The 10,478-nt window shown below is 60.7% G+C and carries 9 protein-coding genes and 1 pseudogene; 2 read left to right on the forward strand and 8 right to left on the reverse strand.

Going from position 1 to position 10,478, the window contains the following annotated elements; all coding sequences use genetic code 11:
* Positions 1 to 12 precede the first annotated feature (12 nt).
* The 4 genes from INS80_RS01080 to INS80_RS01095 form a co-directional block, all read right to left on the reverse strand.
* Positions 13 to 1,071, reverse strand: coding sequence for an NAD-dependent epimerase/dehydratase family protein (locus tag INS80_RS01080; protein WP_192963778.1), 1,059 nt, complete (start codon positions 1,069 to 1,071; stop codon positions 13 to 15).
* Positions 1,072 to 1,511: 440 nt separating this feature from the next.
* A complete protein-coding gene (locus INS80_RS01085; RefSeq protein ID WP_192963739.1) occupies positions 1,512 to 2,621 on the reverse strand; it encodes an AGE family epimerase/isomerase in 1,110 nt (369 codons plus the stop codon).
* Positions 2,618 to 3,439: a hypothetical protein gene (locus INS80_RS01090; protein WP_369411345.1), complete on the reverse strand. Its 822-nt coding sequence runs from the start codon at positions 3,437 to 3,439 to the stop codon at positions 2,618 to 2,620. The genes INS80_RS01085 and INS80_RS01090 overlap by 4 nt, the downstream gene beginning before the upstream one ends.
* Positions 3,436 to 4,632, reverse strand: coding sequence for an acylneuraminate cytidylyltransferase (locus tag INS80_RS01095; RefSeq protein WP_192963740.1), 1,197 nt, complete (start codon positions 4,630 to 4,632; stop codon positions 3,436 to 3,438). The genes INS80_RS01090 and INS80_RS01095 overlap by 4 nt, the downstream gene beginning before the upstream one ends.
* Positions 4,633 to 5,409: 777 nt before the next feature.
* Between INS80_RS01095 and INS80_RS01100 the strand changes: the two genes are divergently transcribed.
* Complete coding sequence (locus tag INS80_RS01100; protein ID WP_226892518.1) at positions 5,410 to 6,216, forward strand: DUF6716 putative glycosyltransferase; 807 nt, start codon at positions 5,410 to 5,412, stop codon at positions 6,214 to 6,216.
* A 33-nt stretch (positions 6,217 to 6,249) separates the two neighbouring features.
* On the opposite strand, the gene pseI is transcribed toward INS80_RS01100, so the two are convergent.
* From pseI to INS80_RS19230, 3 genes and pseudogenes are all read right to left on the reverse strand, one after another.
* On the reverse strand, positions 6,250 to 7,314 hold the full coding sequence (gene pseI, locus INS80_RS01105) for a pseudaminic acid synthase (RefSeq protein WP_192963742.1): 1,065 nt from the start codon (positions 7,312 to 7,314) through the stop codon (positions 6,250 to 6,252).
* A 21-nt stretch (positions 7,315 to 7,335) separates the two neighbouring features.
* On the reverse strand, positions 7,336 to 8,214 hold the full coding sequence (locus INS80_RS01110; RefSeq protein WP_192963743.1) for an NAD-dependent epimerase/dehydratase family protein: 879 nt from the start codon (positions 8,212 to 8,214) through the stop codon (positions 7,336 to 7,338).
* A gap of 358 nt (positions 8,215 to 8,572) precedes the next feature.
* Positions 8,573 to 9,133: pseudogene (locus tag INS80_RS19230) on the reverse strand (ATP-grasp domain-containing protein); the annotation flags it as partial.
* Between INS80_RS19230 and INS80_RS19235 the strand changes: the two are divergent.
* The gene (locus tag INS80_RS19235; protein ID WP_226892521.1) at positions 9,020 to 9,376 is read left to right on the forward strand and encodes a hypothetical protein; all 357 of its coding nucleotides are present in this window, start codon (positions 9,020 to 9,022) and stop codon (positions 9,374 to 9,376) included. The pseudogene INS80_RS19230 and the gene INS80_RS19235 sit on opposite strands and share 114 nt — an antisense overlap.
* Here the strand turns inward: INS80_RS19235 and INS80_RS01120 are convergent.
* Positions 9,370 to 10,131, reverse strand: a complete 762-nt coding sequence (locus tag INS80_RS01120; RefSeq protein WP_369411348.1) for a DUF354 domain-containing protein — start codon at positions 10,129 to 10,131, stop codon at positions 9,370 to 9,372. The genes INS80_RS19235 and INS80_RS01120 overlap by 7 nt on opposite strands.
* Positions 10,132 to 10,478 lie beyond the last annotated feature (347 nt).

Raw genomic sequence — 10,478 nt, forward strand, 5'->3', positions numbered from 1 at the left:
CCTGTGCCCTGATCACTTGCCGTAATAGTCCCGGAACCAGGACACGAAATGGGCAATACCTGTCTTCACATCGGTCTGCGGGCGATAGCCGGTCAGGGCGTTCAAGAGATCCGCATTGGCCCAGGTGGCGGGCACATCGCCCTTCTGCATCTCCATGTAATTGCGGATGGCCTTTTGCCCCAGCGCCTCTTCGATGGCCTCGATGAAATCCAGGAGGCGCACCTTGTCGGAATTGCCGATATTGACGACCCGGTAGGGGGCCACCGGCGACAGGCTGTCCCCGGCGGGAATGTCCTCGGGGGTTTCGGGGCGGCGCGGCACCGCATCGATCAGCAGGCGGATGGCGCGCACCAGATCGTCGATATAGGTAAAGTCGCGGTACATGTCGCCGTGATTGTAAATGTCGATGGGCCGCCCATCGAGGATCGCATCGGTGAATTTGAACAGCGCCAGATCCGGGCGCCCCCAGGGGCCGTAGACGGTGAAGAAGCGGAACATGGTGGTGGGCAGGTTCCACAGGTGCGCATAGGAGTGCCCCATGCTTTCGCCGGCCTTCTTGGTGGCGGCATAGATGGTCAGCGGGGTGTCGGCCTTGTCGGTCTCGGCAAAGGGCATCTGCGTATTGGCGCCATAGACCGATGAGGTCGAGGCCATCAGCAGGTGATCCACCGCATGCTGGCGGGCGATCTCCATCACGTTGAAGGTGCCCACGATATTGCTGTCCACATAGGCGCGCGGGTTTTCCAGGCTGTAGCGCACCCCGGCCTGGGCCGCGAGATGCACGATCACGTCGGGGCGAAAATCGCCTGCGACCTCGGCCAGCAGCTCGGCGTCTTCGACCATGCCTTCGGTGCAGGCAAAGCCGGGGCTTTGCGCCAGCATCTGGTGACGGCGCTGTTTGAGGGTGACATCGTAATAGTCGGTCATGCCGTCATAGCCATGCACCCGGAAGCCTTCGGCCAGAAGCAGCCGGGCCAGGTGAAAGCCGATAAAGCCGGCGGTGCCGGTGATCAGCACCCGGCGGCCCGTTGCCGGGGCGGCGGAAGAGGAAGACGAAAGCGGATCGATCATCGGCGGGCAGGTTTCCAGAAAAGGCGTAACGCTGTGAGGCCTATAGGGAAACGGGGGCAAAAACCATGCCCGATTGCAGGGGATTTTGGCATATATTTACCATAACAATGATTATTGGAATTATTCTTGTGCGCGCAAAGCTCCTTGAGACCATCAGCGGTAGCCCTCCACCGTGGCCTCGATCGCGCTGGGCGGTTTGGCCAAATTATATCGCGCTCTGGTCGATTGAGCGGCTAAATGGGAAATGCGTGCTTCTTGAACCTCAAAGAGCCATCAGAGATCATCGCCAAACGTCTGATATAATAATATATTACAATTACTTGGTCGATTTCGATTTCGAGGGATATGGCTCCTTCAACATTCTCACTGCACACGCAAGATGTGTTAAAAACTGTTAATGTTTTTGAAAAAATTTCTGAGGAGCACAGGACCGCGATTTGTCATGGATTTGCCGACAGCCCCTGCCCGCCCGACAGGTAGAACCGGAAGGCGACCAGGATGTGATAGAAGGTCGAGGCGGGCATATTCTGCGACAGCAGATCGCTCGCGCTGCTGCGCTTGTCGTACCAGCCGCCGGGCACCGGGGTTTGCAGGTAATCCCGCCACATCAGCGCCAGCACCTCTTCGGGGCTGCAGCCCGCGGGCAGCGCATGGCCGCGGCGGCGCAGGGTAACGCTGGCCTTCAGAAATTCGGTCTGCGGCCACATGCGGCGACTGCCCGAGAGCGGATCCGCCCGGTCCGGCAAGAGACCCGCCGCATCGCGCCGATCAATCACCGCCTGGAACAGATGCGCCAGGTCCAGGCCACTGTTCTGCCCGGTCAGCACCTCGTAGCGGTCGATCAGGTAGATCCATTCCGCCATATGGCCGGGCTCAACCCTTTGCAGATCGGGTGGAAGCGGTAGCCAGTCGGGGTCGAAATACTCCAGCACCCGGCCATCCTCGGTCAGGAAGACCTCGCGGTAGAGCGTAAGACACTCTTCGGCCATGCTGCGAAAGCGCGCCTCTCCCGTGGCCGCAAAAAGCGCGGTTGCGGTCTCGAACATATGCATATGGGGGTTCTGGCGGCGGCGCGCGGGAGCCTCGGCGCTTTCGAACCAGCCCCGGGGCGCCTTGAGCCGGGCCAGTTCGGCCTCAAGCCGGGTCAGATCCGCTGCGACGTCAAAGCCCGCTTCGATCAGGGCGGCGGCGGCCAGCAGCATGAAGGCCAGATCATAAAGGTCATGGGGTGCGCTGATCAGGCTGCAATCGGGCGCAAGGCGGGCGCCGAGGTTGCCGGTGTCGGGATCAAAGCCCTGGTCCATGGCAAAGCGGAACAGCTGCAGCGCCAGGGCCTGATGGTCCGGCTCCTGCGACTGGGCAAAGCAATAGGCCTGGCGCACCTGCACCCGAAGGCGGCGCTCCATATCCGCTAGCGGGGCGCCCGCGTGGTCCAGCGCCTCCCAGACGGTGCCGGTGGCCGCATCCACGCCAGTGCCGGTCCACAGCGGCAGGGCGTCATCAGCCAGCCAGCGGGGCAGCTCGTGGTGCCAGTTGTGGTCTTGGGTCATTGTGAGTGTCCTTTTGTCCGTCGGATCAGGGCGCTGCTCTTGCGCAAGACCTTCAACAGGGAAATCGGATAGACCCCACTGCGCGAGACCCAATCCTGCGGGGGAGTTTTGCGTGCCAGCCGCAAGGAAGGCCCGCCCCGCAGCGGTGCCAAATCCGTCAGCGGTGCCAGTACCGGATTGTCCGCAGCGCGCAGCAGGCGGCAGTCGCCCCGGTCACGCAGGGCCCGCAGGATATCGAGATCCAGCTCCAGCGCATGGAGGTGCTGATCAAAGCCGCGCTGGCCCAGGTCCTGCCCCATCAAGGCTCGAAAATGGGGGCCTGGCTCGAATGGGTAGCGGCGTTTGCCGGTGTAGAAATCAAGACCGGCCAGAATGATCTCTTCAGCGCCCATGGCATGGGCCATGAGCAGGGCGTAAAGGCCGGTGGTGGGGTGACGCTGATGGCGGGCGATCAGGCGCTGCACCTCGGTTTCGATATGGACATCGCGGTAGCGCATCGGCTGATAGAGCGCAGCAAAACGGCGCTGCCCGGCCCGCACCACGCGCGGGTTGTGGCTGGTCCAGCTGCCCAGGTCATAATCCTGGCGGCAGCGATAGAGGGTTTCGAACATGAAGGGGGCCACGCGGGGATCGCCTGCCATGAAGGCCAGATCCACCCGTCGACCAAGGTAGAAGTCCGGTTCAAAAAAGAAGTTGTTGGTGCGGATGATGAAATCATCTGGCAGGATGCGGCCTGGCTCCAGGTCCGCGATCGAGGCACCATTGCTGGCCACCACGACCGGGCGGTCCCGCAGCTGTCGCGTGGGGTCTTTGGTCACGGAGTCGTGGCCTCGGCAGAGCGCAAGACATCGGCCATGGCGCGCAGGGCACCCTTGCCGCCGGGCAGCGGCAGGATCCAGTCGGCGATCCCCAGGATCTCGGGGTGGGCATCGCTGGGGCAGGCAGAGAGGTCGGCCCGCTCCATCGCACCGCGGTCATTGATATCATTGCCCACGAAAAGAAGATCTGCCCAGGTCAGACCCTGTTCCTGCAGCCAGGCCTCAAGCGCGGCCACCTTGTCATCGACGCTGTGGTAGACCTCAAGTTGCAGTTTCTCGGCGCGCCGCAGCACCACCGGGTTCTTTTCCTTGGAGAGGATCATCATCCGGTAACGCCCGGACTGGCGCAAAAGAGAAATTCCCATGCCGTCCCGGCGCGAGGTGCGCACGCTTTCCACCCCGTTCTGATCTGTCAGCACCAGATCGTCCGTATGGACCCCGTCGAAATCCATCACGATGGCCTTGATCTGCTTCAGGCGCGCAGGGGCCAGCTCGCTCTGCCCGCCTGCCTGGGCGATCTGCGAGCACAGGGCGAAATCCTGCAGGGTATCGATCTCGATCGGCGGGTGATCCACCGGGTAGAGCGCCACCGTGCCGCAGAACCGCTGGCCGGTCTTCAGGAACGGCTCCAGCGCCACGCAGTAGATGGCGCCGCTTTCGCAATACTGCGGCGGCAGATCCTGGCGGCGCTTGCGCTGCTCGCGCTCGTTGTGGTTGATCCCCACGCCCAGCCCGGCGTCATCCAGCCCCCAGAGGAAGGAGTGATCCTCGGTCACCGACAGGGCGCAATCGGCGCCGCGCGCCTCCATCTCGGCCAGGCAGCCATCGATGTCATCGCCGCGGGTAAAGGGCGAGGTGCACTGCAAGAAGACCAGCTTGTCGAGGGCGGGAAGATCGGCGCGCACCAGAGGCACCGCATGTAGCCAGCCGGCCTCGGAGGTAGCGGTGTCCCCAGAGAGATCCGCAGGGCGATCAATGATGCGGGCACCGTGCAGGCGGGCCTCGGCCGCAATGGCGGCATCATCGGTGGAGACATAGACTGCCGCCACACGTGTCGCCGCCCGCGCCGCCCGCACCGAACGACCGATCAGCGAGACCCCCCCGACGGGGCGCAGGTTCTTGCCCGGCACCCCCTTGGAGCCGCCCCGAGCCAGGATGATGCAGGCGGTGTCCTGACGGGACGCTGTGGGCATGTTGGAGGGGGAAGGCTGGGTCATACGGTGGTTCTATCTGCTCATTCTTAAATAGGCCTGAGGCCCCAAGAGCCCACCCGGAAACCGGATTAATGTGGACCGTTGACGGCAGCTGGCGCAATCGGCCCTTGTTTACAAAGCCCATAGCGGCGTGTAAATCCCACCACAGTTTCCCCCGACCTGACCCATGTGTTCAATATCCGGCCAACATGCTGCAAAGATTAAAACAGTCTCGTCTTGGCAAGGTCCTTTACCGGCTCTCGCGCAGCTCCTTTGGCAGCCCTTTGCGTCTTTTGGCCCGCCTGGTTCAACATGAGCGCCTGAACCCCAGTCACCTTGCGTGGCGCAACCGGCGCCACAACCGGCAGCAAATGCAAATTCTGGCCCGTTTCGAGGCCAAAACCCGGCGGCCCGGATGAGTGCCCTGCCCGCGCAGCCCGCAGGCCCGGCGCAGGTGCCTTTCGAAGCGCGCCCGGTGCTCTTGCTGTTCTGCGATGATTCCACCCTGTTCTTTGCCCGGCGCATGCGCGACTGCCTGCACGCGGCGGATCCGGACCTTCAGGTACACATGGGCTGGGTGGCAGAAGAAAACGCTCTGTCCTATCGGCAGATGGAACAGCTCCTGCCCGAGGGGCCGGATCTGGCAATCCATGGCGAGACTGCTTTTGAAGAGCTGCTTCTGGGCGGGCGCTATCGGGCCATCCTGACCAGCCGAGTCTACGGGGCGCTTGGCGCCCAGTTGCGCCGCGTCGAAGTCTCCGCTGCGGCCGGGCGTCCTTGCGTTATCGCCTTCCTTGGCGGGCTCGATTTTTTCCCGAGAACGGCTATTTCCGCCGCCGCAACTGCGATGGGGTTTACCTGTTCCCGGCCAGCGAAATCCCGGTCTATGAACGCCGCGCGGCCACCTGGGGCGATCGCATGTGGCAGGAGGTGGGATTTGGTCATCCGACCTTCCTGGCACCCGAGGCGCTGCCGCCCGAGGATCTGGCGGCGCGGCGCGACATCTATTTCTTTACTCAGGCCCTGTCGCCGACGACCCGGCGCGGACGCATGCACATGCTGGCGGCGATGGCGGCGATCGCCCGCGCCAACCCGGACCGCACCGTCTGGATCAAACTGCGCCATCTGCCCCATGAGAACCAAAAGCATCTGCATCTGGAAAAATACGACTATCCGGGTCTGCTCAAAGCTCTGCCTGATGCGCCGGACAATCTAAAGCTCACCGCCTGCACCATGGATGAGGCGCTAAAGACGGCGGCCCTTGGCATCACCTGCACCTCGACCGCGGCCATCGATGTGATCCGCGCGGGCGCGCCCTGCATGGTGCATCTGGATTTTGTCGACAACTACGTTGACCCTCTGGTCGAGCCCATGCGCAAGCTCTTTGCAAAAAGCGGCCTGATCACCCCGCTTGAGGACATGCTGAACCTGCGCGCGGCGGCCCCGAACCCCGAATGGGTCGCCGACATGTTCTGCCCGCGCGACCTGGGCGCGCGGGTGCTGGACACCGTAACCCGCTTCAATGACCGCGCCTTTCAGGTTGAGGTTTTCGGCGGGGCGAAAAAAGCTGCATTTATCGCTTAGCGAGCCAAGTTGTCAGAGGCTGGTGCCATGGCTTCAATCGTCTAGCAGGTCCCAGCTCATTGGGGTGCCTTTTGCCACGTCGCGACCGACCTTTCGGCCCAAAAGCACGTCGTAATACCGGGGGGCAAGACCCGAGCCTGGGCGGATACGGCGCAGATTTCGTGAGGTCAGCTGATCTCCTGCTTTCATATCCTCGCCGATATAAAGAGAGCGACGTTTCTTGCGCCCTTTTTGCTCCGATTCCGTACCTCCAAACCAGATTTCTCCCATGGCTTGGGCCGCACGTTCAGTTTCAACCACCAATGCGGTGAATTCATCCGGTTCGAGTGAGAATGCACTGTCCACGCCCCCTTCGGAGCGGTCGAGGATAAAGTGTTTTTCAATGACAGTTGCCCCGAGCGCGGTTGCTGCGACGGAAACGCCCGTTCCCATTGTGTGATCGGACAGCCCGAAATTGCAGCCAAAAGTCTGGCCCAGAAGCGGCATGGTTACAAGGTTCGTATTCTCAGGGCTTGCAGGATAGCTCGAGGTACATTTGAGGAGCGTCAGGTTTGTGCACCCCGCGCTCAAAGCGGTTTCCACCGCTTCACCTATTTCGACGGGTGTTGCCATCCCGGTCGAGATGATCATGGGCTTGCCGGTCTCGGCCACACAGCGAATGAGTGGCAGGTCGATCGCCTCGAAGGAAGCAATTTTGTAAAGCGGTGCATCAAGGCTTTCCAAAAGCTCCACCGCGTCTTCCGAGAAAGGAGTGGAAAAAGGAATGATCCCTTTCTTGCGCGCCCGGTCGAATATGGGCTTGTGCCATTCCGCCGGGGTGTGGGCTTCCTCATAGAGTTCATAGAGCGTGCGTCCGGCCCAAAGCGACTTGGGATCGGTAATTGTGAACTCACCCTCGCTCAGGTCCAGAGTCATGCTATCTGCAGTGAATGTTTGGATTTTGATCGCATCGGCACCAGTGGCCGCTGCTGCATCTACGATGGCCAAGGCCCGTTCCAGCGACTGGTTATGGTTGCCGGACATCTCGGCAATGATGAAGGGGCCCTTGCTATCGCGGACGACTTGGGTTGCACTCAGCGCCTGACGTAGGTCCTGCATGAAACTTGCTCCTGCCTGTAGTTACGCGCCCAGCTCCGAGCTCGTAGTATTTAATGTAGTTTTGAAATCGGTGATGCCGGTTTCAAGGGAATAGCGTGGCTGCCAGCCCAGAACGGCCTTTGCCCGATCCAGCGCCATGACGGTTTGCGGCATGGGCGCGTCGCTGTCGGTTTTCAGGGCGACGGGCTGCGGATTACCAAAGATACGGTTGGCCGTTTCAGCGATTTCCGCCACCCGCCATGGCTGTCCGCCGCCGATATTAATCGTGCCCTGCGCATGCGAGGCAAGCGCGGCCTCAATGGCCTCAACCACATCTCGTACATAAATCTGGTCGATCACGTAGTTGGGATTGCCCGTCAGGGTGATCTGCTGTCCGTTTTGGGCGAGGTTGACGAACTTCATCAGCGCTGGCGTGCCTTTTTCTCCCGCCCCGTAGACGGCAGCAATTCGCAAGGCGATGGCGGACACGTCTGTGCCGCGTGTCAGCATTTCGAGATATTGTTCTGCCATCAATTTGGAGAGCGCATAGGCGTTGATAGGAGCAGTATCCGCAGTCTCACGGTAAGGCAGACCGCTGGCCGAAGAGTAAATCGCGATGGTGGAAGCAAGAACGATACGGTTTACTCCGACCGCTTGGGCCGCTTGCACCAGATCACCAATCACGCCCACGTTGGGTCCGTAGAAAGGACCCAAATCCATGGGAGCATCCTCGCGCGTCATACGCCGACCCGCCAGGTGGACTACTGCATCGACCCCCTCGAGTACCCGGGCAAGACTGTCCGCTGTATAATCCGTCTCTTGGCGGCTCAAGGGGCGCACCGAGTGCCCGGCCGTTTCCAGAGACGGACAGAGATAGCGTCCAATGAAACCCGATGCGCCGGTGACGGCAACGACACTCATGCCATCCCCTCCGGCTTATTCCCGGTTCCAGGCCGCACGTAATAGCCGACGACTTCGAGGGTGCCGTTGATGGGACGGACTTCTTCTCCGGCTGATACCGGTATTCGTGATACAGGCAGTCCGCTGGCGGTGGATAGGTCGACGGATCAAAACGGGTGCCCGGAGGGACCTGCTGGAACATCAACTCAAAAGGTACGTCAGGTGCCTGCCCCTCACCTGCATTGGGCAGGCTGTGCACCGGAGCCGCGCCCGTCAGGACATCAATGGCCATGGAAATTTTGTCCGCGCCGGTAACGGCTTTGATCAATCGCCACATATGGCAGCCATCAAGCCTCGGTGCGATCTCGACAACGCGCGGACCATCTTGTGTTACGATCATCTGAAAATAAAGGACTCCATCGCGCGCGCCCAAGGCTGTCACGATGCGCCGCACCAGATCCTGGGCAACCGCCTGATCCGCAGGGCTAACATGAACGCAAGGTATCAGGTGGCCACGTGGAACCCCCAGAGCATGGGCACCATGTACCAGACGTTCGGAGAGAACCTGCATGCGGATCTGTCCGCCCGCAACAAGCACATTGCAGGAAATCTCGACGCCATCGAGAAATCCTTCGACGATAGCCTGCCCTGTGCGTGAAATCTCCGTGGCCCTGGCAATGGCGAGCTCAAGGTCCTCAGGCTGGTCAATACGCACGACACCGCGTTGGCCTTGCCCATCGGTTGGCTTAACGATGCAGGGAAACGTCGACCATTCTCCAAGCGCTGCAACACTGTCCACCTTGGCAAAAGGTACTGGACCCAAATCATGCTCGGCCAGAAAGCTGCGCAAGGCAGCCTTGTCGTCGAGCAGGCTGATAAAGGCACTGTCATAGAAATGCGGCAGGTTCAGGCGTTCGCTGAGAGCAACGACACTGCTCATGGCAATATCAGACGAGATGGAATAGACCAGATCGACGTCATGCCGCCGTGCAGCGTTTTCAAGCGCGTCCAGGTCAACAATGTTTATGTGCTCAACCACATCACAAAAGGCCTGTCCCGGCTCGCCTACTACAGGCGAGCAGCCAATCACGCGCCAGCCGCGATCTTTCATGTGACGGATGAGATCAGCCTGCCCGGCATTGGTGCCAAGCACCATGATCGTTCTCTGTGCGTCTGTCATTGACTCACCTTATCTTTTTGCCTCGACTGCAGGTTCAACAGAGCATCTACTAGGCGCTCTGCCCCAAGCCCGTCGACCAAGGCGCGACCCGCCCGGGACATCGCGGCTCTTTGGTCAGCATTCTCGATTAATTTCATAACAGCATTGCGCACCATGGTCCCCGATACCACGCTTATATCCCCAAGATAGGGAGCGCCAATACGATCTGTCCAACCGCGACAGGGGCGCTCCTGATTTGGGGCAAGCCCTATGAATATCATGGGCACACCGCAGATTGCGGCTTCATAGCTCATGGTGCCGCCGGCAATCAGCGCAAGATCGCAGTCGGCCATGAGGCTCGCCATGTCCGCAGGTGCTACATGCAATTCGATACCCGGCAAAGATGAGACACGGGCCGTGATGTCTGCAAGGTTTGGATTGGCGGACCGCACACGACCACCAGGGTGATGCCGTTCCCCAGGTGACCGGCCAGTGCATTGAGGCTGAGAGCAATTGCTCCCCTGTCGTCCCCGCCACCGAAAGCCACAAGGATGCGCCGTACATCCCGTGTATCGGGTTGTGGTGTGATTGTGAGAAAGGCCGGACGCAGAGACTGCATACGCCGGGCCAAAAAGGGTCTCTTGTGCCTCTGGTCGTTGTAGCCATCGCATGTATTGAGAGCGTTTTTCATAAGGCGAGGCATTGACCAGCAGGTCGCACCAGTAGTCGAAAGGCAAGCTTGCGTCGAACTGTTGCAACCAGCGTATTCCTGCCTTCATGAGCCGTTGTTGATAGGTCGGCGTGATACGGTAATCATCCTGACGGCAAGGCTCGCCTCATGGCGGGCGCAGCTCTCCATACGATGGCGCAGTCTTGATCATCGCTTCCGCGCTCCGGAATTTCCTGCCATTCAATGAACAGATCCATATCCTGTGCTGTCTGAAGGCTTGTCGGAGGGCCGAGGATTACACTGTGCCAGCCGCGCAGTTTCAGAACGCGGGCCATTTCTCGGCACCGCATGAGATGGCCAAGTCCGACCCGGGCGTTTGCATTGCAGCGAAAGACACGGTGCGTGTCATTACTGCATGTCCTTTAGCGCGGCAAATAGCGCTTCAGCCAGAGCCCA

Origin of the sequence: Phycobacter azelaicus, from assembly GCF_014884385.1 — a bacterium.
In the GTDB taxonomy this organism is placed as follows: Bacteria; Pseudomonadota; Alphaproteobacteria; order Rhodobacterales; family Rhodobacteraceae; genus Phycobacter; species Phycobacter azelaicus.